General features: G+C 65.3%; 23 protein-coding genes. 7 read left to right on the top strand and 16 right to left on the bottom strand.

Features of this window, described 5'->3' with window-relative positions; genetic code table 11:
• The first annotated feature begins 20 nt into the window (after positions 1–20).
• Positions 21–662 carry a response regulator gene (locus AXW84_RS17790; RefSeq protein WP_068236327.1) on the top strand — a complete coding sequence of 214 codons (642 nt, stop codon included), beginning with the start codon at positions 21–23 and terminating at the stop codon, positions 660–662.
• Between the two features lie 191 nt (positions 663–853).
• Positions 854–1,054, top strand: a complete 201-nt coding sequence (locus AXW84_RS17785) for a hypothetical protein (RefSeq protein WP_068236324.1) — start codon at positions 854–856, stop codon at positions 1,052–1,054.
• A gap of 95 nt (positions 1,055–1,149) precedes the next feature.
• Here AXW84_RS17785 and AXW84_RS17780 read toward each other — a convergent pair whose 3' ends face one another.
• From AXW84_RS17780 to AXW84_RS17750, 7 genes are all read right to left on the bottom strand, one after another.
• The gene (locus AXW84_RS17780) at positions 1,150–2,478 is read right to left on the bottom strand and encodes a RagB/SusD family nutrient uptake outer membrane protein (RefSeq protein WP_157887101.1); all 1,329 of its coding nucleotides are present in this window, start codon (positions 2,476–2,478) and stop codon (positions 1,150–1,152) included.
• Between the two features lie 111 nt (positions 2,479–2,589).
• On the bottom strand, positions 2,590–5,688 hold the full coding sequence (locus tag AXW84_RS17775) for a SusC/RagA family TonB-linked outer membrane protein (RefSeq protein ID WP_071892257.1): 3,099 nt from the start codon (positions 5,686–5,688) through the stop codon (positions 2,590–2,592).
• Positions 5,689–5,925: 237 nt separating this feature from the next.
• Positions 5,926–6,447, bottom strand: coding sequence for a hypothetical protein (locus AXW84_RS17770; RefSeq protein WP_157887100.1), 522 nt, complete (start codon positions 6,445–6,447; stop codon positions 5,926–5,928).
• A gap of 66 nt (positions 6,448–6,513) precedes the next feature.
• Positions 6,514–7,515, bottom strand: a complete 1,002-nt coding sequence (locus tag AXW84_RS17765) for an IS701 family transposase (protein WP_071892254.1) — start codon at positions 7,513–7,515, stop codon at positions 6,514–6,516.
• A 125-nt stretch (positions 7,516–7,640) separates the two neighbouring features.
• Positions 7,641–8,858, bottom strand: a complete 1,218-nt coding sequence (locus AXW84_RS17760; RefSeq protein WP_068236318.1) for an anhydro-N-acetylmuramic acid kinase — start codon at positions 8,856–8,858, stop codon at positions 7,641–7,643.
• Between the two features lie 107 nt (positions 8,859–8,965).
• A complete protein-coding gene (locus AXW84_RS17755) occupies positions 8,966–10,318 on the bottom strand; it encodes an O-antigen ligase family protein (protein ID WP_157887099.1) in 1,353 nt (450 codons plus the stop codon).
• A gap of 86 nt (positions 10,319–10,404) precedes the next feature.
• Positions 10,405–12,348: an Hsp70 family protein gene (locus AXW84_RS17750; protein ID WP_068236313.1), complete on the bottom strand. Its 1,944-nt coding sequence runs from the start codon at positions 12,346–12,348 to the stop codon at positions 10,405–10,407.
• A gap of 419 nt (positions 12,349–12,767) precedes the next feature.
• Here AXW84_RS17750 and AXW84_RS17745 point away from each other — a divergent pair, with 419 nt between their 5' ends.
• Both AXW84_RS17745 and AXW84_RS17740 read left to right on the top strand, forming a co-directional pair.
• Positions 12,768–13,631: a murein L,D-transpeptidase catalytic domain family protein gene (locus AXW84_RS17745; RefSeq protein ID WP_068236311.1), complete on the top strand. Its 864-nt coding sequence runs from the start codon at positions 12,768–12,770 to the stop codon at positions 13,629–13,631.
• 169 nt (positions 13,632–13,800) lie between these two features.
• Positions 13,801–14,643 (top strand): murein L,D-transpeptidase catalytic domain family protein, encoded by an 843-nt coding sequence (locus AXW84_RS17740; RefSeq protein ID WP_068236308.1) that lies wholly within the window; start codon positions 13,801–13,803, stop codon positions 14,641–14,643.
• A gap of 67 nt (positions 14,644–14,710) precedes the next feature.
• Here AXW84_RS17740 and AXW84_RS17735 read toward each other — a convergent pair whose 3' ends face one another.
• On the bottom strand, positions 14,711–15,784 hold the full coding sequence (locus AXW84_RS17735) for an Ldh family oxidoreductase (protein ID WP_068236305.1): 1,074 nt from the start codon (positions 15,782–15,784) through the stop codon (positions 14,711–14,713).
• A gap of 377 nt (positions 15,785–16,161) precedes the next feature.
• Here AXW84_RS17735 and AXW84_RS17730 point away from each other — a divergent pair, with 377 nt between their 5' ends.
• Together AXW84_RS17730 and AXW84_RS17725 are read left to right on the top strand one after the other, a co-directional pair.
• Positions 16,162–16,596, top strand: a complete 435-nt coding sequence (locus AXW84_RS17730) for a BlaI/MecI/CopY family transcriptional regulator (RefSeq protein ID WP_068236302.1) — start codon at positions 16,162–16,164, stop codon at positions 16,594–16,596.
• A complete protein-coding gene (locus tag AXW84_RS17725) occupies positions 16,593–18,113 on the top strand; it encodes a TonB family protein (RefSeq protein WP_068236299.1) in 1,521 nt (506 codons plus the stop codon). The genes AXW84_RS17730 and AXW84_RS17725 overlap by 4 nt, the downstream gene beginning before the upstream one ends.
• A gap of 158 nt (positions 18,114–18,271) precedes the next feature.
• Here the strand turns inward: AXW84_RS17725 and AXW84_RS17720 are convergent, their stop codons facing one another.
• From AXW84_RS17720 to AXW84_RS17700, 5 genes are all read right to left on the bottom strand, one after another.
• Entirely contained in the window at positions 18,272–18,676 is a 405-nt protein-coding gene (locus AXW84_RS17720) for a PIN domain-containing protein (protein ID WP_071892252.1), read from the bottom strand.
• The gene (locus AXW84_RS17715; RefSeq protein WP_068236293.1) at positions 18,666–18,890 is read right to left on the bottom strand and encodes a hypothetical protein; all 225 of its coding nucleotides are present in this window, start codon (positions 18,888–18,890) and stop codon (positions 18,666–18,668) included. The genes AXW84_RS17720 and AXW84_RS17715 overlap by 11 nt, the downstream gene beginning before the upstream one ends.
• Positions 18,891–18,987: 97 nt before the next feature.
• The gene (locus AXW84_RS17710; RefSeq protein ID WP_068236290.1) at positions 18,988–19,959 is read right to left on the bottom strand and encodes a transglutaminase family protein; all 972 of its coding nucleotides are present in this window, start codon (positions 19,957–19,959) and stop codon (positions 18,988–18,990) included.
• Positions 19,960–20,150: 191 nt separating this feature from the next.
• Positions 20,151–21,086: an alpha-E domain-containing protein gene (locus tag AXW84_RS17705; protein ID WP_068236287.1), complete on the bottom strand. Its 936-nt coding sequence runs from the start codon at positions 21,084–21,086 to the stop codon at positions 20,151–20,153.
• A 249-nt stretch (positions 21,087–21,335) separates the two neighbouring features.
• Complete coding sequence (locus AXW84_RS17700; RefSeq protein WP_068236284.1) at positions 21,336–22,793, bottom strand: circularly permuted type 2 ATP-grasp protein; 1,458 nt, start codon at positions 22,791–22,793, stop codon at positions 21,336–21,338.
• A gap of 281 nt (positions 22,794–23,074) precedes the next feature.
• Between AXW84_RS17700 and AXW84_RS17695 the strand changes: the two genes are divergently transcribed.
• Entirely contained in the window at positions 23,075–24,157 is a 1,083-nt protein-coding gene (locus AXW84_RS17695) for a zinc-binding metallopeptidase family protein (RefSeq protein WP_068236282.1), read from the top strand.
• 60 nt (positions 24,158–24,217) lie between these two features.
• On the opposite strand, the gene AXW84_RS17690 is transcribed toward AXW84_RS17695, so the two are convergent.
• The 3 genes from AXW84_RS17690 to AXW84_RS17680 all read right to left on the bottom strand — a co-directional run bounded on the left by AXW84_RS17690 (position 24,218) and on the right by AXW84_RS17680 (position 26,759).
• Positions 24,218–25,165: a Ppx/GppA phosphatase family protein gene (locus tag AXW84_RS17690; RefSeq protein ID WP_068236279.1), complete on the bottom strand. Its 948-nt coding sequence runs from the start codon at positions 25,163–25,165 to the stop codon at positions 24,218–24,220.
• 10 nt (positions 25,166–25,175) lie between these two features.
• Entirely contained in the window at positions 25,176–25,712 is a 537-nt protein-coding gene (locus tag AXW84_RS17685; protein ID WP_068236276.1) for a GNAT family N-acetyltransferase, read from the bottom strand.
• 162 nt (positions 25,713–25,874) lie between these two features.
• Entirely contained in the window at positions 25,875–26,759 is an 885-nt protein-coding gene (locus tag AXW84_RS17680) for a class I SAM-dependent methyltransferase (protein ID WP_068236273.1), read from the bottom strand.
• Between the last annotated feature and the right edge of the window lie 69 nt (positions 26,760–26,828).

Here is a 26,828-nt window from a genome sequence, read left to right as displayed (position 1 = left end):
GCAATAACTGTTTTCTGCCCATGCCCTGCCGTTTAATCCTCGTGGACGACCACCCGGCCCTGACGCGGGGCTTGGCCGCGCTGTTCAGCCAAGAGCCGGACTTGGTGGTGAACGGGCAGTTTGCTACCGGCGGGGCCCTGCTGGCGTTTTTGGAAGGGGCCCCCGTGCTGCCGGCCGATGTGCTGCTGCTCGACCTGCACCTGCCGCCGCCCCACGACGGGCTGGCCCTGCTGCCGCGCCTGCGCCGCCAGTGGCCGGCGCTGCGGGTGCTGGTGTTCAGCAGCGCCACCTCGCCCGTACTGGTGGCGCAAGTAGCGGCGGCCGGGGCCCAGGGCTTCCTCGACAAATCGGCGGAAGCCACCGACTTGCTGGCCGCCATCCGGGCCGTGCACGCGGGGCAGCGGGTATTACCGGCCCGGTCGGGGCCCCGGGCCGCCGCGCCCCACCCGGCCGCCGATGCCTTGCTGCGCCTGCACCAGCTCTCCGCGCGCGAGCGCGAAATCATCGGCCTCGTGTGCGAAGGCCTTTCTTCCCGGGCCATTGCCGCGCGCCTCTCGCTGGCCGAAGTCACGGTGGCCACCCACCGCCGCAACCTGATGCAGAAGCTGGGCCTGCACGGCGTGGCCGAACTGATGCGCTTCGCCCAAGTGCACGGCTTGTAGGCGGTGGGCGAGGCCCCAAAAATTACTTACAAGTAGGTATTGTCAGGCGCACAATTTATAGAAAACTTTGTGTACTGCAAGGTCTTAACCAATGCAGCAGATGTTGTGCTACCCCTCTCCACATTTTTATGAAAACACGCCTACCTGTTTCCGCCCCGCCCTTGTTGGCGTTACGGTACTTACCCGTTTTTTTGTGGGTCGAGCAAGAGCCCGCACCCATCTGGACCGCCGCCCAATCGGGCACCAGCACCGGCCGGGTGCAAGCAGTGGGCACGGCCACCGCCGTTGGCGGTGACAAGTTTGTGGCCTGGGAGAGCACCGACACGCTGCTGATGGGCGGCGCCACTACCACTGCCGCCGACGACCGCCGCGTCGTGGTCCGCACCGCCTAATCGTCCCCACACCCGCATCCAAACCCAAAAACCAGGGGCCCCGTTTCGGACGAAACGGGGCCCCTGGTGCTAAACCGGTAGTGCTGCGCGGCCCGTCAGATGGCCGGGTCGGCGGGCACGTTGGGGTTGTTGAGGCGCTCCTGGCGCGGGTAGGGGTAGTAGTTGCGGGTGCGCTCGGCGGTGCTGGTGGGCGGGCCGGGGCGGCCGAAGCGGCGGCTGTCCTCCAGCCGCTGGCCGCTGAGGAACAGCTCGATGCTGCGCTGCTTGTACACTTCGAGCAGCAAATCGGCCACCGCCGTGGAGCCGCTGTAGGCCGGCAGGGCCGCGTACACGCCAAACGGGTCGCCGCTGGTTTGGGTGCGCACGGCGTTGATGTCGGCCAGGGCCCCCGCCACGTTGGGCGTGGCCAGGCGCAGGTTGGCCTCGGCCCGGATGAGGCGTAGCTCGTCGGGCTGGTAGGCCGGAATGTCGCTGGTGAGGCTGGTGAAGAAGCCGGCCAGCGTGCGCAGGCTATCCGGCGGGCTCGCCACCCGGGCCCCGGTGAGGAAGAAGCTCCGGCGGCGGTCGGCGGGGTCCACGAAGCCCGCGGGCAGGCCAAAGTTGCCACGCGGCGCGAAGTTGCGCGTGATGTTCACCGACTGGTAAATGGGGTTGGGGCTCTGGCTGCTGTAGCTGAACACCGAGCGCACCGTCAAATCGACCAGATTGGCCGCCGTGAGGGCCGCCGCGTAGTTGCCGGCCACCAGGTTGAGGCGGGCGCGGTAGGCCTGCACGGTGTTGGGCAGGTTGAAGGCCGTGCCCAGCACCTGGGTCGTGAAATCAGCGGAGGCGGCGTTGGCTGCCAGCTCGGCGGTGGCCAGGTCCAGCAGGCGCACGGCCTCGGCCAGCACCTGCGCGCGGGGCACGAAGGCCGCCTGCCCGGTGGTGCTGGTGGTGATGGGCGCCTGCTCGAAGGCCCCGGCCAGGGCCCCCAGCGCCGCCGCCTTGAACAGGTAGGCGTGGGCCAGCACGCCGCTGCGGGCCCCGGCGTCGGTGCTGAGCACGGTGGGCGCGGCGGCAATCAGCTGGTCGGCCACGCCCACCACGCGCAACGAGCGCGAGAAAAGGTTGGTCAGGTTGGCGTTGTCGTTGGGCAGGGCGGTGCCGCCGGTTTCCAGGTCGGTCACGTTGATGAACGTGGCCACGCCCTTCACCTCGCGCGACGTGGTGGCCGGCGTCAGCAGGATGGGTTCCAGGGCCGAGGCGGAGTAGAGCTGGCGCAGGCCCACGCTCAGGGCCAGCAGGCCCTCGCGGGTGCCCAGGGTTTGGGCGTCGGTGGCGGCGTTGGGGTTCACCACGTCGAGCTGGCAGGCGGTGGGCCCCAGCAGCGCGGCCACGGGCAGCAGCCGGGCCCAGCGGCGCAGCGAGGAGAAGCGGTTTTTCATATCAATTAAGTAAGCAGCCAAAAGTAAACGGGTTGTCAGTTGCTCGTTGTCGGTTGTTAGCCAGTAACTTGTGACCTGCTAACAGCCGACAACGAGCAACTGACAACTTACTTAGAAAGAAGCGTTGAAGCCCACCGACACGGTGCGCGGGATGGGCACCTCCACGAAGTCGAAGCCCCGCACGGCGTTGCTCTGGCCGGCGGCGTTCACCTCGGGGTCGTAGCCGCTGTACTTGGTGAAAGCCACCAGGTTGCGGCCCGACACGGACAGCCGTAAATCGCGCAGGCCCAGAGCCTTGGGCTTCAGCAGGTAGCTCACCGAGGCCTCGCGCAACTTCACGAACGAGCCGTCCTCCACCCAGCGGTCGAAGGTGTTGTAGATGGCGGCACTGGTGCCCTTGGGCACCTCGCCGCGCAGCTCGCCCTCGTAGCCGCTCAGGCCCCCGTACAGGTCGCGGTTGCCCACGCGGCTCGTGAAGTTGAACACGTCGAAGCCCTGCTGGGCATCAAACTGCACCCGCAAAAGGAGGCGGTTGTTGAGCAGCCCCACTTCGTTGATGAGCGAGGCGATGTAGCGCGGGTTGGGGTTGCCGAGCACCTTGCTCAGGAACGCGCCGGTGGGCTGGCCGGTGGCGTCGCGCTGGGGCGTGCCGGTGCCGTTGGGGCCCTGCACGCCGCGCTCGCGCTGGGGCAGGCCGCCGCTGCCGTCGCTCAGCTTGGGCGTGAGCAGCAGGCTGCCGTCGGGGTTGCGGGCCGAATACGTGCCGTAGAACGTGCCCAGCGGCTGGCCCTCCACGGCCGCCACCAGGCCGAAGCCGTTGGGGAAGGTGAGCAGGCCCCCGGGGATGTCGGTGATGTGGTTTTCGTTGTGCGTGAACGTGCCCGTGATGCTCCAGCGCACGGCTTTTGATTGCACCGGCGTGGCGCGCACCAGCACCTCAATGCCGCGGTTGGTCATGTTGCCGATGTTCTCGAAGCGGTTGCTGTAGCCGCTGCTCAGGGCCAGGTCGCGCGAGAGGAGCAGGTCCTGCACGCGCTTGTTGTAGTACGACACCTCGAAGCCCAGCCGGTCGTTGAAGAAGCTGGCGTCGACGCCGGTTTCGAACTCAGTTTGACGCTCGGGCTTAATGTTTTCGTTGCCTAATAAAGTAGCCGGGGCCAGCCCTTGTAGCGAGCCGGCCGTGACGGGACCATAGTTCGTGAACCGGTCGTAGGGCCCGATGGCCGTCAGGTTGCCGGCCTTGCCGAACGAGCCGCGCAGCTTGAACTGCGGAATTAACGTGCCCAGCTTGCCGTCTTTCCAGAATTTCTCCTCTGACAGCACGTAGGCCACGCTGGCCTTGGGGTAATACTGCGTGCGGTTGTTGGCGCCGTACACCGAGGCCGCGTCCACCCGCAGCGCGCCCGTCAGAAACAGGCGGTTGCCCAGCCCCAGCGTTTGCTGCACAAAGGCTCCCACGAACGTACGTTCTTGGCGGCTGTCGTTGGGCACGGGCAAGCCATTTACTGTCGTTGGCACCAATGTGCCACCCGCGGTCGTTTGCACAATGGGCGAGAGCTGAATGGCGGTGAGGTTGGTGCTCAGGGCCTGGTCGTACTGCAAGGTGCCGCCCACGGTGGTGGTGCTGGCCAGCCACTCCGTGAAGTTGCGGCGGTAGTTGAACGTGGCGTCGTTGTTCACCAGAATGGCCGTGCGGTCGGCCCGCCGGGCGTAGCCGGTGCTGTAGCTGGGCGTGGTGTTGCCTACCGGAATGAAGCCCGTGCCGATTTGGGTGCTGGCGTCGTAGCCCAGCACGTAGTCGAACGAGAAGCCCTCGAACGGGGTGAGGCTCAGTTGGGCATCGCCGATGAAGCGCGAGGTGCGCTGCACGAAGTTGAAGCGGTTGATGGCCTCCAGCGGGTTGGTGCGCAGCACAAACGCCTGGGGCGAGGTGCTGGGGTAGCGCCCGGTGGTGGGGTCGGCGGCGGGGTTGATGAAGTTGTTGGCGAAAATGAAGCCCGTCAGGGCCCCGTAGGCTTCGTTAATGCCGCCATTCGGAATATCATGGCTCTCGCTAAGCGTGTAGTTGGCGCCCACGCTCAGGCTGGCCTTCGAGCCGAAGGACTGCTGCACGCGCACCCGGCCCCCGCCGCGGGCAAAGTCCGAGGCCTTGATAATGCCTTGGTTGCGGAAGTAGTTGGCCGAGGCGAAGTACTTGGTGGTGGCCGAGCCGCCGGTCACGCTCACGTAGTCGTCGGTGCCCACGGCGGTCCGGAAAATGCCGTCCTGGTAGTCGTAGCGCTGCACCGGCACCTGCGTCAGGTCGGTGGCCACGAAGTTGGTGAAGCGCGACGGGTACTGGTTGTAATCAAGCTTCTTGCGGATTTGCGAGACCAGCAGCTGTGACGAAAACGTGACCTGCGGGGCCCCTTCCTTGCCGCGCTTGGTGAAAATCTGCACCACGCCGTTCGACGCCCGCGAGCCGTAGATGGCCGCCGCCGCCGCGCCCTTGATGACCTCGACGCGCTCCACGTCGTTGGGGCTGATGTCGACCAGCCGGTTCTGGGCCGAGCCGCCCAGGTCGAGCAGCTGCGGCGAGTCGTTGTTCACAATCACCCCGTCGATGATGTAGAGCGGGTCCGACGAGCCGGCCACCGTGCTGGGGCCCCGCAGCCGCACCGACATGCCGCCCGCCGGGTTGCCCGAGTTTTGGGTGATTTGCACGCCCGCAAACTTGCCGTCCAGCGCCTGGTCAATCTGGGTGGGCACGGTGGTGCGCAGCTCGTCGCCGCTCACCGTGGCAATGGTGTTGCCGAGCTGCTTCTTGCTCGTGGCCACCGAAGTGCCGGTCACCACCACCTCGTTCAGGCGCAATTGGTCTTCGGTCAGGATGGCGTCCTGCACGGCCACGGGGCCGGCCGTGCCCAGCGCCACCGTGCGGCGCGTGCTGCGGTAGCCCACCGAGCTCACCTCCACCTGGTAGGTGCCGGGGGCTACGGCCGCGGGCAGCTCGTAGCGCCCGTTGGCGTCGGAGGTCACGCCGAGCACCGTGTTCAGCAAGCGCACCGTGGCGCCGGGTAAGCCTTCGTTGTTGCCATCCAGCACCCGGCCACTGATGACGTAGCGCACAGTTTGGGCCGCGGCGGGGCCCCCGGCCGCGCCCAGCAGTAGCAACAGCAACAGCCAGAAGTGCCGGCTGCGGGCGCCGGCAAGCAAGTAAGGTTGAGTCATAGAAAAGAGATTGAACCAGAACAGAATGGCACTAAAAAAAGCCAGGAATAACTTCCCGGCTGAATATTAATATAAAAACGGCAAGAATCTAATTTTTCGGTGAAAAATCACCCCAAGCCCCAGCTTGGAGCCCCAGGGCCCTAAGCCAGGTTTGGGGCAATTCTAGTGTTTCATGAGCGGTATGGAGACGTAGTCTTTGCGTCGTTACCTCGTTCCAGTACTTAGCTTAAATGTAATTTAAGGGTGTACGTCTGTAAAAACGCCGGATTTGAACGTGCTTTGACCGGTGTTGGCCGTGGCGGGATACGCGCCACTGAACGTGCCGGAAAAGCCGCCCGTGGCGGTCTTTTTTACGGTCAGGTTAGCCCCCAGGACGTAATTGGTATAGTCCGAGCCAGTAGCCGGGTTGTAGCGTAACACATCGATGCCGGGGCTGGGTAGCATTCGGAAGGCCGCGTCGGGCTCGGTAGCGAGCTTGATGAAGTCGAGGCTGAACTTCTCAGGGGCTGCGTTCGCCGCTACGGTGCCGACGCAAGTGATGGTCAGCAATTCGGCGGCGTGGTCGCCGGCGGCATCGAGTACGTGGTAGGTGGGATTGCGCACGGCCGTGGCGGTACCCGTCGTGGCGCGTCCGTCCAACACGTAAGAGCACGTGCCGGATGCAGGCTCGGGCGTGGGCTCATCGTTGCGGCGGGCGCAGGCCCAGGCATTGAGGGCTAACACGAGCAGCAGGAAGCGGTGCAAACGGGTAGAAACCATTGGAAGTAGGTGGTTTAGGAACAGGTGATTGTGGGCAAGCAAGATAAATAGGACTTACGCACACGACTAAACAAGGGCTTGGATAAGTGGTTTTTGGAGCAGTTGCCGCAGGTAGGGTGCCCATTGCTGTTGGTGTGCCTGATAAATGGTTTGGCCTATTCGGCGGGCATGTTGGCGGAGCGAAACCCAGGCCAGGTAACAGCAGGCCAAGTGGTTGCGTTGTGCATTGGCGTTGCGGCACTGGCACTTTTCGGCCCCCGTCAGCTGCTTGAAGCTGCGGTGAAATTCCTCCACCTGCCAGCGCACCTGCACGGCCTCGATGACCAGCTCCCGCGTCAAATGAGCGGCCAAGTGGTTGGTGATGACCCATTCAATGTCGCCGTTCGTGGCCACTAGCTTGAAGAGTTTTACGCCAAAGGGCACTTCTTTCAGGCGCACTTCCACGCCCTGGCTCCAGCCCTGCGGCGGCGGGTCGAGCGTGTCCAAGCCCTGGTAGCCGCTGGTTTTGGTCAGGCTCACCAACCGGTTGCTTTTCAGGGTCGTGAAAAACGTCCACCCGGCGCGGTGAATGCGCTTCAGGTTGGTGCTGCCGGCGTACCAGGAGTCGAATAAAATAGTGCGCGCCAGTACTTTGTCCTCGGCCACGACGTGGTCGAACATGGCCAGAAAATGGTCGTTTTTCGTGAGCTGGTCGTCATCCGGCGCGTAGACGCGGTAATCCAGGGGCAGAAAATCGCCCGCCTGGCCGCTGCTGTGCACGCGGTTGACCAGCCCGCTGCCGGTCACCATGCCGTGGACGTTGCCCGAGTACTGGCGCTTGGCCACTGCGATGAAGCGGCTGTACTTTTTGTCCTGTACGCTGTCGTCCACCAACAGAAACGCCTCGGGCGAATCGTGTAACAAGGGCTGCACCAACTCGCGCAACTGACGGACCGGCAGTCGGCTGTTGCGCAAAAAACGGTTCACCTGGTCGTGGCTCGCATCCGGCCGATGCGCTGCCAAATGGGTGCACGTGTAGTTGGTGGGCGTACTCAGCAGGTACTCGATATAAGCGGTTTGGGTCAGCATGAGCGTCCGGTTTTGCCTAAATTACCCCAAAGTGCGTAAGTCCTAATAAACTAAAAGATGCTTTTTTGCACGTGAATCGGGGCCCCAAAATCAACTTAATCCGTTGCTAACCCAACCCGGGAAAGCTACCCCGGCCACGAGATTTTGCCCATCGTGACGGCCGGCACGCGCTGCCGCCCAGCCCCCAGCGCCACCGGCCGGCCCGCCACCGCCTCGTTGGCCAGCACCGCAAACAGGATGGCCTCCTTGGCATCAGCTGGCACGCCCAGGGCATCGGTGCTGGCGAAGGCCGCGCCCGGCAAATGGCGGCGCAGGGCCCCCAGCAGCGCCGGGTTGTGAGCCCCGCCGCCGCTGGTATAAACCGCTGGCAACGGAGCCTCCGCGCTGCCGAATACCTGCTGCACCGCCCGCGCCACGCCCACGGCGCTCAGCTCCACCAGCGTGGCCAGCAGGGCTTCGAGGCCCAAAGCGGTGGTACCGGTGTGGGTCTGCGCGGCGGCCAGGTAGGCGGGGCCGAACAGCTCGGGGCCCGTGGTTTTGGGCAGCGCGGCGGCGAAAAATGGGTGGTCGAGCAGGGCCCCCAGCAGACCCTCATGCACCTGGCCGGCCAGGGCCAGGCGGCCGTCTTCGTCGTAGTGCAGCCCGGGCCGGTGGGCCCGGATGGTGGCGTCGAGCAGGGTGTTGCCGGGGCCCGTGTCTGTGCTAAAGGCGGTGCTGGCGTCGGCCCCGGCGCGGGGCAGGTAGGTGAAGTTGGCGATGCCGCCCAGGTTCAGCAGCAGGCGCTCCTCGTCGGGGCTGCTCAGCAGCAGGTAGTCGCCGTAGGTGGCCAGCGGGGCCCCCTCGCCGCCGGCGGCCAGGTGCTTCTGGCGGAAGTCGCTGACGGTGATGATGCCCGTGCCCTGGGCCACGTGGTCGCCGTCGCCGAGCTGCAGGGTGGCGTTCAGGCCCTCAAAATCGGGGTGCTGGTGCTGGTGGGCGGGCGCGTGGTACACGGTCTGGCCGTGGCTGGCCACCAGGTCCACGTCGGCCGGGGCCACCTGCCAGGCGTGCAGGCACCCAAGTACCATGTCGGCGTGCAGGCGGCCCAGCCAAGGGTTCAGCAAGGTCAGGTATTCCAAGCTAACTTGCTCGCGGGCAAACACCTGCCGGATGCGCCGGCGCACGTCATCGTTGTAGGGCACTGTGGCAAACTGCTCCAGCACTAGCTGCGTGGCCGCGCCGTGGCCCGTGAGGCGGCACAGGGCCACGTCGAGCCCATCAAGTGACGTGCCCGACATCAGCCCCACGATGCGGCGGCTGGGCTGCTGGGCCAGGCGGCAAAGGCGAGCAATGGCTGCGTTCATTCTTGCGCTTTTAAGAACTTTTTATTAAGTACAAAACGAATTTTATGCCCGCTTGTGCTGCTAGGTGGCGCAGGGCCTCTTGCCGAGCTGTGGTGAGGCGCGACGCGTTAAGCCAACAATGGGCTGTCGGCGGGGTCATTGGCGGCTTGGGCGGCGTAGCGCTGCAAGCTAATGGCCAGCCAGAACACCACAATAACCCGTGGCTCCTGCCAGAAATCCTGGGCAAAGGAATGCAACAGAAAGAAGACAAAGTACAAGGCCAGGCCCACGGCCAGCGCCGACCGCTCGCCGTGCAAAACGCGGCGCAGCTGGCGCAGCACCGCGTAGCCCAGCACCAGCAGGCCGGTCAGCAGCCCCAGGGCCCCGGCCTCGATGAGCCAGCCGAGGTAGAGGTTGTGCACGTTCATGCGGCGAAAGGTGGTGTAGTACCGGCGGTTAGCGGGCACTTCCTGCGCGAATTCGAGGTAGCGGTCAGGAAACGTGCCGGGCCCGATGCCCACCAGTGGCGTGCGCCGGTACAGCACCAGGCCGTACTTCCAGCGGTTGAGGCGCTCGGCGTTCGACTCGTTGGTAGCCGTGAAGTCGCTCACCGACTTCAGTTCGTGCAGCAGGGTGGGGGTCTTGCCAGCGTCGATGACGGGCGCAGCGGCCGCCGCCGCTTCCTCCGGCAGGGCCAGCCGCCACGTGATGCCCTGCCAGGCGCCGAACGTCAGGGCTCCGGCCACCGCCCAGGGCAGCCACAGCCGGGCAGCGGCGGTCCGGCCCAGCAGCACCAGCAGCAGCACCGCCTGCACCAGCAGCGACGCGTAGGACGCCCGCGAGTAGGAAAACGCCCCCACCATCAGCACGGCGGTGAGCAGGGCCGTGGCCAGCAGGCGGCCGCGGGGGCCCTGGGCCCGGGGGCTGAACAGCAGCACCAGGTTCAGCCCCAGCACCAGGGGCTCCAGCAGCACCGTTAGGTTGGTGTGGCCGTGCTGCAGGAATGGCTGCGCGATGGCGTACGAGAGCGGATACGTGATGCCCTGCTGCACGTGGCGCGCCAGCACGTACAGCGCCAGCGCGCCGGTGCCCGCGCCCAGCGCGGCCCCCGCCCGCCGCCACTCGGTGCGGCCCAGGCGCAGCACCCGCGGCACCCCGTAGCCAAAGCCCACGAAAACCAATACCGTGGCCACGTACTTAGCCGACACCCGCACGTCGCTCGAAAAAGCCGTGGCCAGTAGCAGGGCCCCCAGGTGCAGCCCCACCAGCTTGTCGAGCAAGGAGCTGGGGCCCGGCCGGGCCACCCACCCGGCCAGCACGCCCAGGCCCAGCAGGCCCACCGTCAGCACCATTAGGGGTTCGGCGGCCACCAGCAGCCCAAAGTGCCCCCAGGGCGAAAACCAGTTGATGGACAGCGGCAAACTAGCCAGGGCAGCATAAAACAGCCCCAGCAGCAGCGAGCGAAAGCGCGGAGAAATCATGTCAATAATCAGGCGGCAAGCAATAAAACGGCGCGCGGGCGCGGCAAGCAAGCCGCAAGAAAGCACACCGCCGGCCAACCGTGCCACTACCCAATCTTCTTGCCCGCCATGGCCTGCTGGATGGAGATGTTCATCACCCGCTCGGCGTAGGGGCGCGTCAGCTCGTCCAGCTCATCCATGCTCTTCAGGATGGGGTCGCGCTCGGTGCCGGCCAGCGCGGCGCGCACGCGCTGCACCTGGGCCCCGGTGGCGCTCAGCTCCTCTTCGGTGAGGTGCATGCGGTGCTTGCGGGTGAAGTTCTCGACCTGGTAAAGCAGCTGCTCGGCGGCGGTGCGGGCCTCTATTAGGAGGCGGGCGGCCACGTCGTCCTTGGCGTTCAGCAATGAGTCCATTAGCATCTGCTCCACTTGCTCGTCGGTGAGGCCGTACTGGGGCTTGATTTCGACCTGCTGGCGGGTGCTCGAGCGCAGCTCGATGGCCTCCACTTGCAGGATGCCGTCGGCGTTGAGCAGGAAGTTCACGTCCACCTTGGGCAGGCCGGCGGGCATGGCCGGGATGCCGGTCAGCACGAACTCGCCCAGCTTGCGGTTCTGGCTCACCAAATCCCGCTCGCCCTGGTACACGCCGATTTTCAGGTTCACCTGCCCGTCGATGCTCGTGGTGTACTGGCGCCCGGCCTTGGTCGGAATCTTCGAGTTGCGCGGAATAATCGGGTCGAGCAGCCCGCCCAGCGTCTCAATGCCCAGCGTGAGCGGCGTCACGTCGAGCAGCAGCACATCGCGGCGGTTGCCGGCCAGGATGTCGGCCTGGATGGCCGCGCCCAGCGCCACCACCTCGTCGGGGTTCAGCGAGCTGTTGGCCGGCTGGCCGAAGAATTTCGACACCTCGTCGAACACCAGCGGCACGCGGGTCGAGCCGCCCACCAGCAGCACCGCGTCTAGTTTAGTTGCTAGCTGTTGGCTGTCAGTTGTTAGGTTTTGGTTTTCGCTGGTACTAACAACTGACAACGGCGAACCGACAACTAACCCCGCATCGGCCACGGCCTGGCGGCAGGCGGCGATGGTGCGCGCCACCAGGGGCCCCACCAGGGCGTTGAATTGCGCTTTGGTGAGCGTAACCGGCAGCACCGCGCCGGCCGCGTCGGTGAGCTGGGTCGTGAAGTCGTCGTGCTGGCTGAGGTAGCGCTTGGCCATTTCGGCGGCCAGGCGCAGCTGCTGCTGGAGGTGCGGGTCGGTGGCGAAGGCGGCGGGCAGGCCGGCCGTGGCCTGCCAGTGCTCGGCAATGGCGCGGTCGAAGTCGTCGCCGCCCAGGTACGTGTCGCCGTTGGTGCTCAGTACCTCAAAAATGCCCTGCTGGATGCGCAGAATGCTGACGTCGAAGGTGCCGCCGCCGAGGTCGTACACGGCCACGGTTTTTTCCTCGTCGGGGCTCAGGCCGATGCCGTAGGCCAGGGCCGCGGCGGTGGGCTCGTTCACGATGCGCAGCACCTCCAGGCCCGCGAGGCGGCCGGCGTCGCGCGTGGCCTGGCGCTGCGAATCGTTGAAGTACGCCGGCACCGTGATGACGGCGCGGTTGACGGGCGTTTTAAGGGCGTGCTCGGCGCGGGCGCGCAACTCCTTCAGGATGTCGGCCGACAGCTCGATGGGCGAGTAAAACCGGTCGGCGACGCGGATTTTCACCAGGCCCTCGGCGTTATCGTCAATCACCTTGTAGCCCAGCTGCCCGGCGTGGAGCCCCAGGTCGCGGTAGCTTTTGCCCAGCAGCCGCTTCACCGAGTAAATCGTGCGCTGCGGGTCCGTGAGTAGGTATTCCTTGGCGTCGGTGCCCACCACGGGGTCGTGCCCATCAGCCGGAAAGTGCACTACTGAGGGCACGATGCTGCCGCGCCCCTGGTCGTTGATGGCCAGCGGCTGGCGGGTTTCGGGGTGCACGTAGGCCACCAGGCTGTTGGTGGTGCCGAGGTCGATGCCGACGATGATTTCCTCCTGCTGGAGGGCCCCGGTGGCGAGGTTGATGGCGACTTTGGCCATAAGAGCAAAACGCCGCAGCGGAGGCGGCACGGATAAGAGCGAGGAAGCGAAGCGGCCCGGCGTGGGCCGGGGCGGGCCCAAAAATACGCCCAGCGCCGCGGCCAGGGCCCCGGTCCAACGGCCCGACCAGGGCTGGGGTTTACATTGGAGTACGCTTTGCCTGTACCGCCAAGCTCTGTGCTGGCACCGCCGGGGCCTTGCATAGGCTGCCTTGGGGCCCTAAGGCAAGGCCCCGGCGGTGCCAGCACAGAGCTTGGCGGTACAGCCTAACGCCCCCAGCAGGGCCCCTGCTGGACAACGGCGCCCAACCACTCAAAGCGCGCTACCGGCCGCTACCGCACCGGCGCGCATTGGATAAAAAGAAGAAAAACTAAAGCTCAACCAGCGGTTTTTTTGCGGCGGGCGCGTAGTTTCGGGGCATGATGCGCTTTTCCGTTTTGGTGACCGGCGCGGCCTTGGCCGTGCTCACGGGCGCGGCCGGCTGCCAGCGGCCCGCCGACGCGCCCCTGGCGGCGGTGCCGCCGGCCGCCGTGGCGCTGCAAGCGGCGCCGGCCGCGGGGCCCCCGTCGGTGCTGCCCCTAGGGGCCCCGGCGGCCCTGCCCGATTCGCTGGTGCTCACGCCCGTGCCCGCCGTGGCCGAAATGCCCGACACCCTGCGCCGGGCCATTGCCCAGCTGCACACGGCCCTGGGGCCCGCCGCCGCCGCGCTGCGCCCCGCCGTGCTGGAGCAGGCCTGCGTGGGCTACCTCACCCTGCGCCGCACCGACCCCAGCTTCCGCGCCGGCCTGCTGGCCGTGGCCGACATGGACCTGCCCAACACCGAAGAGCGCCTGTGGGTACTCGACCTGAAAAACGCCAAGGTGCTGCACCGCAGCCTGGTGGCCCACGGCGCAGGCTCGGGCCACCTGCGCGCCCGCCGCTTCTCCAATAAAGAGTCCTCGGCCTGCACCTCGCTGGGCTTCTACCGCACCGCCGGCAGCTACGACGGCATTCACGGCTACTCGCGCCGCCTGGAGGGGCTGGACAAGGGCGAAAACGCCAACGCCTACAACCGCTACGTGGTGCTGCACGCCGCCGACTACGCCAGCCCGGCCTACGTGCACCAGCACGGCCACCTGGGCTACAGCCGCGGCTGCCCGGCCCTGCCGCCCGAGCAATTCAAGGCCATTATCAGCACGGTGCAGGGCGGTACTACGCTGCTGCTCAGCGGCCCGGGCCTGCACTCGCGCTGGCTCGACGGGCCCGTGGCCACCCGCCGGTTTCTGGCCCACGGCTGGGGTTAGGGCCCCGGCCCTGGAATTTACCGGGAATGTTTTGGCTAAAATTAAGGTTGTTTCTTGCTCCATCGCCGCTGTTTTTGCGTATATGGTTTAGTGCCTCAGTATTAATCAGTCATTATTGGCTACTTTGTTTACTGATTCGCCCTTGTTACTCAATAGATTGCATTCGTCTATGGAAAAGCATCATGTTAGCGTTGTCCTGCGCCAGCGCCGCTACCGGCGCACCAAGCGCGCCGTGCGGCGCGTGCTGCCCTTCTTGGCCGCGCTGTTCCTGGCCACGCCCGTAGCGGGGCCGGTGAGCCGTTCGCTGGCCGGCACCGCCGCGGGCACGCACCAGGTCGCCCGCGTGGCCCCCACCAAGGCCTTGCTGTTCAACCTGAAGCTGCACGAGACCTACGACGCCCTAGGGGCCCAGGCCCAGGGCCTGAAGTTCGAGGTGTTTGAGAAGGCCATGACCGGCTACCTCAACCTCAAGCAGGGCGGCCGCTTGGCCGGCGATAAGCAGTTGCTGACGGTAGTCGACTTCGACTTGCCCAGCACCGAAAAACGCCTGTGGGTGGTGAACCTGGCCAGCCAGCAAATCATTTTCCACACCCTGGTGGCCCACGGCCACAACTCGGGCGAGAACGAGGCCACCAACTTCTCGAACACCGACGCCAGCAACATGAGTAGCCTCGGCTTCTACGTGACGGGCAGCGAGTATCAGGGCAAGCACGGCCACTCGCTGCGCCTCCAGGGCCTCGACGAGGGCTACAACACCAACGCCGCCACCCGCTCGGTGGTGATGCACGGTGCTGAGTACGTGAGCGAAGAGTTCATCCGCGAGAACGGCCGCCTGGGCCGCAGCCTCGGCTGCCCCGCCCTGCCGATGGACCAGTACGCGCAGATCATCGACGCCGTGAACGGCGGCACCTGCCTGTTCATCAACCGGTCGGACGCCGGCTACAGCTCCAAATTCCTGGACCAAAACGTAGCCGTGCAAGCGCTGACGGAAGCGGTCCGGCCGGTGTCGTAATCAACACAAATGATATATAAAAAGGCCTTGCGCACCGTGCGCAAGGCCTTTTTGCTTTTTAGGGGCCCTACAACTTCACACCGAACTTGGCGCCCACGCCCTCCAAGTCTTTCACCACGGCATCGAGCAGCGGAATGCCGTCGAGCAGGCGGTGGGCGGCGGTGTCGCGCTCGGGGTCGCCGGGGATGAGGACCTGCTTGCCCTCCACAGCGTGGGCCTGGCGGAAGGTGGTTATCCAATTGTCCATGTGGGCTTTGAATTCGTCTGCGGGCCGAAAGGCATCCACCCGCAGGGCCCCGAAGAAGTGGCCCAGGCCTTGGCCCACGGGGTTGGCCGAGGGCTGGAGGAAGGCCACGAACGGTGGCACCCAGGGCCCGTAGTTGGCCCCGCTGAGCACGGCCGAGAAAATATCAACCACCGCGCCCAGGCCGTAGCCCTTGTGCGAGCCGGTTGCGCCGCCCAGCGGCAGCAGGGCCCCGCCGTCCTTCACGGCGTTGGCGTCGGTGCTGGGGCGGCCGTCGGCGGTTTGGGCCCAGCCTTCGGGCAGGGGCAGGCCCTTGCGCTGGGCAATTTCGAGCTTGCCGTTGGCGGCGGTGGTGGTGGCCATGTCGAGCACAAAATCGGGCTGCTCGCCGGCGGGCACGGCCACGGCAATGGGATTGGTGCCCAGCAGCCTATCGAGCGAATAGGTGGGGGCCACCAGGGGCGAGGCGTTGGTCATGGCTACCCCAATCATGTCGTGGGCCAGGGCCAGCATGGCGTGGTAGCCTGCTATTCCGAAGTGGTTGGAGTTCTTCACCGACACCCAGCCGGTGCCTACTTGCTGGGCCTTCTCGATGGCCACGCGCATGGCCCGGGGCCCCACCACCAGGCCCAGGCCGCCGTCGCCGTCCACCACGGCCGTGCTGGGCGTTTCGTAGGTCACGGCCACCCGGGGCGCGGCGTTGATGCGGCCGGCTTCCCAGAGGCGCACGTAGCCCACCAGCCGGGCCACGCCGTGCGAATCGACGCCCCGCAAATCGGCGGCTAGCAGGGTTTCGGTGGCCAGCGTGGCGTCGGCTTCGGGGCAGCCGATGGCCTGGAATACGCTTTCGGTGAAAGCAAACAGCTGGTTGTAGGCAAACGGGGTGGGGACGGGCATGGGCAAGTGGCTAAGCAGGAGCGCCGGGATGAGCGCTGGCAAAGGTAGAAGGGGCGCCCCCGGTAGCGTGGACGCTGCGAGTCCGCGCGGTTGAGCTACTGGTTAGGGCCCCGCGCGCGGGCTTGCAGCGTCCACGCTACCAGTTGCCACGATTATAATGAGGCTTTTTAGAGGACAGGAAAAGCCCCGAAACGGTCGTGCTGAACGCAGTGGAGCATGGCCGTTTCGGGGCTCTTCAACCACTTTCCCTCTAATCTTTTAACATGTTTTAAAATAAATAATTTTGATTGTCAATGGTTTACAAATATCAACTAATAATTTAGTTAATTAACTAAATTATTAGTTGATATTTGTTCCACAACCTCCCGCACCTACTTATGAGTCCCTCCTTTCCCGAACTTACCCGCGCTGAAGAGCAGGTGATGCAAATCCTCTGGCGCGAGGGCCCCAGCTACGTCAAGGACGTGCAGGGTGCCCTGCCGGCCCCGGCACCGGCCATCACCACGGTGTCCACCATCGTGCGCATTTTGGAGCAGAAGGGCTTCGTGGGCTACGAGGCCTTTGGGCGCACGCACCGTTACCACGCCCTGGTGGGGCAGGACGACTACCGCCGCTTTTCGCTGCGCAAGCTGCTGGGCGGGCACTTCGGCGGCTCGTTCAGCCGGCTGCTCTCCTTTTTTGCCCAGGAGGAAAACCTCGACGCCGCCGCCCTCGACGCGCTGCTCCGCCAGGCCCAGGCCGGGGGCCCCGGCGATGGCGACGCGCCCGCCGGCACCGACTTAGCTTCCACCCCCCACGCCCCGCAACCATGAACGACTTGCTGACCTGGATGCTGGGCTCCGTGCTGGGGCTGGGCGCTGCCTGGGCCGTGTACCGGCTGGCGCTGCGCGCCGAGCGCTGCTTCGGCTACAACCGCGTGTTCCTGCTGCTGGCGCCGCTGGTGGCGGCGGGGCTGCCGCTGCTGCCGCGCCCGGCACTGGGGTGGCTGACCGGCGCTGCGGCTCCGGGGGCCCCGGGGCTGGCCGGCGGGGGCCCCGGGCCGTCGTTTGTGCTGCCCACGCTGCACGTGCAAGCCAGCGGCTGGGCGGCCGAATGGGCCGGAGTTTCGCCGCTGGTCTGGCTGTACGTGGCCGGCGTGGCGGTGGGCCTGGGCCGCTTGGCGTGGCGGCTGGGGCAGCTGCACCGGGCCACGCGCGGCCTGGCCCGCACCGTTGGGCCCGGCTACGCGCTGGCCAACACCGGCGGCCGGCTGCCCACCAGCTCGTTCGGCCGCACTATATTTTGGGACGATACGGCCGCCCTGGCGCCCGCCGATGCCGCGCAGGTGCTGGCCCACGAGGCGGCCCACGTGAGCCAGGGCCACACCTACGACGTGCTCTGGCTGGAAAGCTGGCGGGCCGTGCTCTGGTTCAACCCCTTCATCTACCCGCTGCTGCGGGCCCTGGCCCTCACCCATGAGCTGCTGGCCGACCGCGCCGCCCTGGCCGAAACCGCCGCCGCCGCCCCGGGGCCCCGGCCCGGACCCACGGCCTACGCCACGTTGCTGGCCCGGCTGGCCACCCGCCGCATCACGCTGCCCGAAGCCCCGTTGCCCCTGCTGCACTCCTTCACCCATTCCCTCACCCTCACCCGCATTGCCATGTTAAAGTCGTCCCACCCCGTGCGCCGCTGGAAGCAGTGGCTGGCGCTGCCCGCCGTGGCGGGCCTATTGGCCGTGGCCTGCCGCACTGCTGACATACAGCCCAATAACGGAGTTGCCCCGTCGCCGCCGCCGCCGCCAATTGCCCTGTCGGAAGCGCAGCGTACGAGCATAAAGCAGGAAATCAAAGCTAAAATAATTGTTGCTCAGCACCTGGATTCGATGCGGACGGGGGGTAAAATTGAGCCGGGTACTACGCAGCAAATCTATGTTTCTAACATGGACAAGCCCGGTGAGGTTGTGGTCACCATTACCAGGGGCCTTATACCGCCGCACCCAATCAAACAGTTCACGAACAGCGGCGACCAAGTTTACGTGTTTGTTGAAGAAATGCCGCAATTACCCGGCGGGGGTGGTAATACTGCCATCGTGGAAGCCATTCAAAAAAACGTTCAGTACCCAATGCTCGCCGCAGCTGACCGGAAAGATGGCCGGGTGTTCGTGTCCTTCGTTGTGACCAAAGCAGGTGCAGTAGAAGATATGGAAATAGTGAAGGGGTTAGGGCCTGCCTACGACGAGGCTGTGAAGACAGCCATTGCCAAGCTGCCCACTTTTACCCCCGGCCGCCAAGGGGGCACCCCGAAAGCTGTACACTTCACCGTGCCCATCATGTTCCAGAAGCAGCCATAAGCTAGCCGCTTTGGGAGAAAACCAACCGGGCCCCGGCGCTGCACAGCGCCGGGGCCCGGTTTTTAGGGGGTTATCCAGTTATTCACATTGTTTTTGTGGATAACTTTTGGATTGGCTAGGGGCCCGGCTGCACATACCAGGGGGCCTTCCCATCGCGGTTAGATTGGTTCTTTAACCAGCCGCAGGCCCAGCGGCGGCAAGTGGTCGAAGTCGTTGTCGGTCGTGTGCAGAGGTAAATCCAGATAGAGGGCGGTGGCCGCAATCCAGAGGTCGTTTTTGCCCATGTTGCGGGCGCTCATGCCGGTCGGCAACTGCTGGCCCCGCAATTTGCCCTGGCTGTAGGCATCGAGCCGGGCGTACAGGCCCGCCAACTCGGGCACGAAGCCGACCAAGGGATGCCGTTCGAGTAGCTGCCGTAAAAAAGCCACTTTTTGGTAGCCCCAATCGGCTTTGAGGGCGAAAGATTCTAACTCCCCGACCACCGCGAAGGGCAGCACCCCGCGCAACGGGAGCCACTGTCGCCGGCGCAGGTGGGCAATAACGACGTTCGTGTCAAAGACCACGCACCGCGGCGGTGCGCTCTTCGCGCAGCAAATCGTCCATGCGGGCGTTCTCTTCGGCCGTGAAACCCAAATCCGGGATGGGCAACGGCTCGGTTGGGGATACTACGTCAAGAAAGTGCTGCACGCCCCAGCGCTTGATATCCGCCGGAGAGTAGTAGGTGAGCTGCCCCCACCGCAGGGGAGGAATAAGCTCGGGCGCTGGGGAGATAGTCATAGCTCAAAGATGGCGGCTTTTGAACAAACCCAGTAGAACTTCCGTGCCGGCACTTCGAAGCGGCCACCAAAAGCGGAACGCCAAGCCTACCGGGGCCCTATTGCTGCTGCTGTTGCTGTTGTTCCCAATCGGCGTACTTGCGGTAGGAGTTGACGGCCATTTTAGGCAGGGGGGCCTGCTGCACGTACACGGGGGCCTTGGGGAAGTCGTCGGAGGGCAGCGGGTGGCCGTTTTCGATGTGCACGGACACCTCCAGCGTGTGGGCCCCGGTGCCCTTGTAGGTGCCCTTCACGGGGGTGCAGTCGGCGAAGTGGCGGCCGATGGCCATGCGCACGTGCCCGTCGCTCACGATGCAGTTGTTGGTCGAGTCCAGCCCCAGCCAGCCGTAGAACGGAATGTAGGCCTCCACCCAGGCGTGGGTGGCCCCGGTGCCGCGCACCCCCGCGTCCTTGGGGCACACGTAGCCGCTCACGTAGCGCGCCGGGATGCCGTGCATGCGCAGCAGAAACAGCAGCAGGTGGGTAAAATCCTGGCAGACGCCGGCCCGCAGCCGCCAGATTTCCTCGGTCGGGGTTTCCACGCTCGTCACGCCCTTTTCGTACTGGAAGTGCTCGTTGACGTACTCCGAAAGCACCAGCGCGTTCTTAAGCGGCTTGTCGTTCAGGTCGATAACGCCCACCAGTGCTTCCCGGATTTCGGCTTGCAGCGCCGGGTTGTCCACGGTCAGGAAGTCGATGAACGCCGCCTCGTGCGCCACCTCGGCCAGGTGCCGCCACTGGGTGGGGGCGTCGGCCTCGTCCATCGGAAACTGGATGGCGTGCGTCACCACGGCCACGTTCGACTCGATGCGCAGCTCGGCGTGGGGCGCCACCAGCGAAAACACGCCCACCTGGTTGCCAAAGTAGTCGGTAAACAGGGCCACGTCGGGGCTGCCGGTCACGGCCACCTCCTGGCTCTTCACCTCCAGCCGGTCGTCGGCCAGCGGGTAGATCATGAGCTGGTTTGTGCAGTCGGTCACGGGGGCCCCGTAGGCGTAGCGCGTCAGGTGCTTGATTTTGTAGGAAGGCATGGGGTTGGCTTTTGGCTAAAGGCTCTTGGCCATTAGCTGATGGCGGTTGGCTCTTGATTCAAAGGACCATTTCTTAAAGAACGTCATGCAGAGCGCAGCGAAGCATCTTTTCTGCGGCAGTATTCAATGATTAGTCAGCGGGAAAGATGCTTCGCTGCGCTCTGCATGACGGCCTTTAAGGAATGGCGTAATCAACTATGCCCAAAGTAATACGTGCCAAAAGCATCGCCCACGTCGAGCAGTTCCTGGTGGGTTTGCTGCAAAAAGGCGTCGAGGCCGGGCGCGTCGTCAGGGGTGAAGCGGTGGTACTCCACGTTGGTTTTCACCCGGCCCAGCAAGTAGCGTACTTGCTCGTAGTGCTCGGGCACGGTGCGGCCTTGCAGCCGCTCGCCGAAGCGCACGAGCTGGCCCAGGGCGTAGGCCAGCGAGTGCGGAAAATCGACGTCGTGCACCGCAAATTGCAGCGCGTGGGCCGGGCTGAACTGGCCCTTGTAGGTTTTCACGTACTGCTCGTAGCCGTACAGGCTCAGCAGCAGGTAGCGCACCTGGGGGCCCCCGGCGGCCTCGGCTTCGGCGGGCACCAGGGCGGCGCGGTGCAGCTGCAAAATGGCCACCGTTTGCAGGGCCCGCTCCAGGTACTTGCCCATATTCAGGAAGGTGTAGCCCTCGTCGCGCGGCATGGCGTTCTGCACCGTGCCGATATACAGCACGTTTTGGCGCAGCAGCGCGTCGATGCCCGACACGGGGTCGTCGGCCAGAATCTGCTGGGCCACCTCGGGCTGGCGGATGACGTGGTAGAAGTCGTTCAGGCTCTGCCACACCTCTTTGCTGATGTGGTCCTGCACGGCGCGGGCATTCTCGCGGCCCTGCCCGATGGCGTTGAACGCCGAGGCTCCGTTGCCCTTATCCAGCAGCAAGTGGTGCAGCACCCGCGCCGTGAACGGGGCCACGGCCTCGATTTCCGCGTCGCTCAAGTCGCCGTAGTTGTGGAGCAGCGCATGCCACCCGGGGTAGTGCTGCTCGTCCTGCTTGGCGATGTAGTGGATGCGGACGACCTGCAGCATGGTTTGCGTGCGCTCCATGTAGCGGGCCAGCCAGTAAATGGTTTCGGCAACGCGGCTTAGCATTTCATTTATCAGTTAGCATTTATCATTTAACACGCCGGGGCAAGCAGTTGAGAGCTGTTAAGCAAGGCCGTCATGCTCATCTGGCGTCCGCGCAGCGCAGCGGAGTCGAAGCATCTCTCCCGCGGCAGTAATTAGAATTAGTGAAGCAGTAGAGATGCTTCGACTCCGCTTCGACTCCGCTGCGCTGCGCGGACGCCAGATGAGCATGACGGCCTTTTGGCTCGCTCATTCATCCATTCGCTCATTCAATCATTCACCGCCGGGCCCCAGCACCCAGGTGTCTTTGCTGCCGCCGCCCTGCGAGGAGTTCACCACCAGCGAGCCTTCGCGCAGGGCCACGCGGGTGAGGCCCCCGGGTACGATGTCGATGCCCGAGGGGCCGCAGAGGGCGAAGGGGCGCAGGTCCACGCGCCGCGGCTGGAGGGTGCCGTTGATGTAGCAGGGCGTGGCCGAGAGGCTGATGATGGGCTGGGCGATGAAGCTGCGCGGGTCGGCGGTGATGGCTTGGCGGAAGTCGTCCATTTCTTCCTCGGTGGCCGCGCTGCCGATGAGCATCCCGTAGCCGCCGCTCTCGTTGGTGCGCTTAATCACCATGCGGTCCATGCGCTCGAACACGTGCTGGCGGGCGTCAGGGTCGGCCATTTGGTGGGTGGGCACGTTCTTGAGGATGGGCTCCTCGCCCAGGTAGTAGCGGATCATGTCGGGCACGTAGCAGTACACGGCCTTGTCGTCGGCCACGCCGTTGCCCATGGCGTTCACGATGGCCACGTTGCCCTTGCGGTAGGCCCAGTACAGGCCCGGCACGCCCAGGGAACTGTCGGGCCGGAACACCAGCGGGTCGAGGAACTCGTCGTCCACGCGCCGGTAAATGACGTCCACCCGGGCCAGGCCCTTGGTGGTTTTCATGTACACGAAGTGGTTGTGCACCAGCAAGTCGCGCCCCTCCACCAGGCTAATGCCCATGAGGCGGGCCAGCGTGCTGTGCTCGAAGTACGCCGAGTTGAAAATGCCCGGCGAGAGCAGCACCACCGTCGGCTCGCTGATTTGGCGGTCGGCCAGGGCCAGCAGGTTGCGCAGCAGCAGGTCGGGGTAGTCCTTCACTGGCTGCACGTTGTTTTTGGGCAGCAGGTCGGGGAAGATGCGGTAGGTGATGCTCCGGTTTTCGAGCATGTACGACACGCCCGACGGCGTGCGCAGGTTGTCTTCGAGCACGTAAAACGCGCCGTCGTGGTCCCGGATCAGGTCCACGCCGGCCACGTGGGTGTACACGTCGTGCGGCACGTGCACGTTCACCATCTCGCGCAGAAACTGCGGGCACGAGTACACCAGCGCCGCCGGAATGATGCCGTCCTTGAGGATGAACTGCTGGTGGTAAATGTCCTTCAGGAAAATGTTCAACGCCTTGAGCCGCTGCTTGATGCCGGCCGCGATGGTCGTCCACTCGGCGTGCTTGATGATGCGCGGGATGATGTCGAAGGGGAAGATTTTCTCGATGCCCTCGCCGTCGCTGTACACCGTGAAGGTGATGCCCTGGCTCATGAAGAGCTTCTTGGCCAGCTCGTCCTTGCGGGTCATTTCGTGGCTTTCCAGGGTTTCGAGGGCGGCCACAAACTGCCGGTATTCGGGACGGATGCCCCCGGCGCTGAACATCTCGTCCCACACGTGGGCCTGTTCCTGGTAAGAGCGAAGAAGCGCGTTGGCCGACATAAGCAGAGCGGGTTAAGTAATGGCAAACGCGCCGGGCCAAACGGGGCCCAGCGGAGGGGCAAACTAGCTAAGCCCAGCCATTAATTTGCCACGGGGCCCCAAAATAAAATGGGTCTGACCAGGAAAAGATGTAATAATTATAGCTTGGTCCCCACAAGAGTAGGCTCAGTTTGAGAAAATATGACTAGGCAAAATATCCGTCGTTCCCAGCAAAAACGGCCCAAAAACCGTAAAGACAGTCGGTTCCACGCGTAGCCCGCCGCGCCATTTCCCGCTCCGCCATGAAGCTTTTTACCTGCCACCACTGCGGCCAGCTGCTGTATTTCGAAAACCATCGGTGCGAGAAGTGCCAGTACCCGCTGGGCTTCCACGCCGAAAAGCTGGCGCTGGCGCCGCTGGTGGCCACGCCCGGGGCCCCCGTCGAGGGCACGGTGCACCGCTACGGCGCGCCGCCCACGGCCCCGGGCTACGTGTACTGCGCCAACTACGGCTACCACGCCTGCAACTGGCTGGTGCCGGTGGGGGCCCCCACGCCGTTTTGCACGGCCTGCGCCCTCAACCGCACCATCCCCGACCTGGGCCACCCCGAGTACCTGGGCCGCTGGCAGCGCCTCGAAGTGGCCAAGCACCGCTTGGTGTACAGCCTGTTGCGCCTGGGCCTGCCCGTGGTGAGCAAGCACGTGGCGCCCAAAACGGGCCTGTGGTTCGACTTCAAGGCCGACGAGGGCCCCGAGCCCAGCGACAAAATCCTCACCGGCCACGACAACGGCCTCATCACCATCAACATCGCCGAGGCCGACGACATCGAGCGCGAAATGGCCCGCAAGTCGATGGACGAGCTGTACCGCACGCTGCTCGGCCACTTCCGCCACGAGGTAGGCCACTACTATTGGGACCGCCTCATCGACAAAACGCCCTTCTTGAAAGAGTGCCGCACGCTGTTCGGCGACGACCGCGCGGATTACGCCGAGGCCCTAAAAAAGCACTACGCCCAGGGCCCCCCGCCCGACTGGCTGGAAACCCACATCAGCGCCTACGCCACCACCCACCCCTGGGAAGACTGGGCCGAAACCTGGGCCCACTACCTGCACATCATGGACACGCTGGAAACGGCCCACGCCTACGGCCTGCGCGTGGCCCCCCGCGGCGTAGCCCCCGACCAGCACCTGCGCGCCACCATTCCCGACCCGTATTTGGAGGAAGATTTCGAGCCCATCATGGCCGCCTGGCTGCCCCTCACCTTCGCCATGAACAGCCTCAACCGCAGCATGGGCCAGCCCGACCCGTACCCGTTCGTCATCGGCCCGGCGGTGGTGCCCAAGCTGGCGTTTATCCACAAGGTATGCCGGGCGGCGAAGCCGTAGCGTGGAGGGGTGAACCCCGCCCCCGGCCCCTCCCCACCGGGGAGGGGCCGGGGGCGGGGTTCACCCCTCCAGCATCTCGGCCAACAGGCCTTCCTTCAAGGCAAAGGCCGAGGTTTGGATTTGCGTGATGCCGCTGATGCCCAGCACCCAATCAATCAGCACAGCGGCAACCACCAGCATATCGGCCCGCATGGGCAGGATGCCGGGCAGGGCCAGGCGCTGGGCGTGGTCGCGGCTTAGCAGTTGGGCGTAGCTGTGCTGGAAGCTGCTGAGGGCCAGCTCAGTGCGGGGCGGTAGCTCCTTCTCCGTGCGCAGGCGGCCGAGCTGCATGTCGGCTAGGCTGTCGAAGCTGCCCGAGGCGCCCACCAGGCCCACGGGTTTCAGCTCCGTAATGGCGGCCACCAGGGGCCCCAGCACGGTGTCGAAATATGCTTGCTCGGCGGCCACCGCCACGGCGGGAAACACGCCGCTGGGGTCGGGGAAAAACTGGTCGAGCAGGCGCTGGGCGCCCAGCTCGAAGCTCTGCTTCCAGAAAATCTCGTGGTCGTTGGCGACGATGAACTCCACCGAGCCGCCGCCGATGTCCACGATGAGCTGGCGCTCGGGCCCCAGCGGCACGGCCTGGCGCACGCCCTTCCAGATCAGCTCGGCCTCGCGGCGGCCGGCAATCACCTCCACCTCAATGCCGAACTGGCCAACAATTTCGCGCACCAGCGCCGGGCCGTTGCGGGCCACGCGCATGGCGCTGGTGGCCGTGGCGCGCACCTGCGTCACGCCGTGCAATTCCATTTCTTCCTTGAAGCCGGCCAGCGTGTGCAGGGCCCGGGCGTAGGGCTCGGGCGCAATTTCGCCCCGGCTGATGCCGCCCTCGCCCAGGCGCACGCCCGCTTTGGTGCGCAGCAGCTCGCGCGGCGGCTGGCCGGGCACGGCGGGCAGCTCCACAATCAGCAGGTGAAACGTGTTGGTGCCCATGTCGATGAGGGCGAGGCGGCGGGGGGAGGCGTGCATGGGAGGAAATTCAGGAGAGCAGCTTGTGCATCTCAACGATGGAGCGTTGCTCTCCGTCGGGAAAATGGATGAAGGAGCGCGCCCCGGCAGCGTAGCCCAGGGCCCGGTACAGCGGTTCGCCGGGTAAGGTTGCGGCCAGCGCCAAACTTCGGAAGCCGGCCGCGTCCGCCGCCCCCTCGCACACCCCAATAATAGCCCGCCCCACGCCCCGGCGCGCCCGGCCGGGGTGCACAAAGAACGCCCGGATGCGCCCGACGTCGCGGGCCGGGTCCAGCAGCGGGTCGGCGGCGGCTTTGCTTTGGTCGCCGCCGTACAGGGTTTGGCGGCGGCTCCAGCCGCCGCAGCCGGCCAGCTGGCCGTCAATTTCGGCCACGTAATAGGTGCCGTCCACCACCAGCTGCGTGTCGATGCCGAACAGGTAGCGCAGCGCACTCTCGATTTGGGGCCCCGTGTAGTAGCCCGCGCTCAATTGGCTCACCGCCAGCCCCACGAGCCGGCTAAGGGCCGGCACGTCGCCCAGGGTAGCCAGTCGAGTGCGAACGTCCATAGAGTATAGGAAAAGGATGTGTAAACCTATTTGAACGTCATGCAGAGCGCAGCCGAAGCACCTTTCCCGCTCACTAATTATTGACTACTGCCGCGGGGAAAATGCTTCGCTGCGCTCTGCATGACGTTCTGGAGCTCACCCGTTAAGTCTAAGCCCAATAACTCAGGTGGCAAACCGGCAGAACGTGCCCAGCGGCAGCTTGCGCTGGCCGGCGTCGTGCAGGTAAATTTCGCCCAGCTCGCGCACCGCCTTGGGCCCCGGGAAGATGGCCGTGGTCAGGTTGTCCAATATCAGCGCCGAAAAGCCCAGCGAGTACAGGTTCACCACGAAGAAGTGGTCTTCCGGGTCGAGCAGCTGCTGGCTCAGCTTGAGCAGCTCGTTCAGCTCGTCTTCGAGCTGCCACTTCTCGCCGTTGGGGCCCCGGCCGTAAGCGGGCGGGTCGAGGATGAGGCCCTGGTACTGGCTGCCGCGCTTCACCTCGCGGCGCACGTACTTCATGGCGTCTTCCACCAGCCAGCGCACGCCGTCGAGGCGGCTGGCCTCCATGTTGTCGCGGGCCCAGAAGTTGACCTGCTTCACCGAATCCAGGTGCGTCACGTCGGCCCCGGCGGCGCGGGCGGCCAGGGTAGCGGCCCCGGTGTAGGCAAACAGGTTCAGCACCCGCGGCTGGGCGGCGCGGCGCGCTTTGGTCTGGTTATAAATGAATTGCCAGTTCGGGTCCTGCTCCGGAAATAGCCCCACGTGCTTGAACGACGAGAGGCCCAGCCGAAACTTCAGCTTCAGGCCATCGGGCCGGTGGTAGTCAATCAGCCACTGCTCGGGCATGGCGGGTTTGAGGCGCCACTGGCCCTTTTCGGTGCTGCCGGGGGCCCGGGCAAAGGCGGCGTCGGCCCGTTCCCATTCGCTCAGCGGCAGGTGCGGGTCCCAGATGGCCTGGGGCTCGGGCCGGGCCAGCACGTGGGGCCCGAAGCGCTCCAGCTTCTGGAAATTACCGGAATCAATCAGCTCGTAGTCGGGCCAGGGCGAGGTGGTGAGGAAGTCGTACATAAGCAGGCCGCAAAGGTAGGGGCGGGCCCCCGGGGCCCCAGCGCCGCCCGGGTCAAGCCTTTTGGCGCG

Origin of the sequence: Hymenobacter sp. PAMC 26628 (assembly GCF_001562275.1) — a bacterium.
GTDB lineage: Bacteria > Bacteroidota > Bacteroidia > Cytophagales > Hymenobacteraceae > Hymenobacter.
Note: the sequence above shows the minus strand (reverse complement) of the source record. Positions and strands in the feature narration are given on the sequence as shown.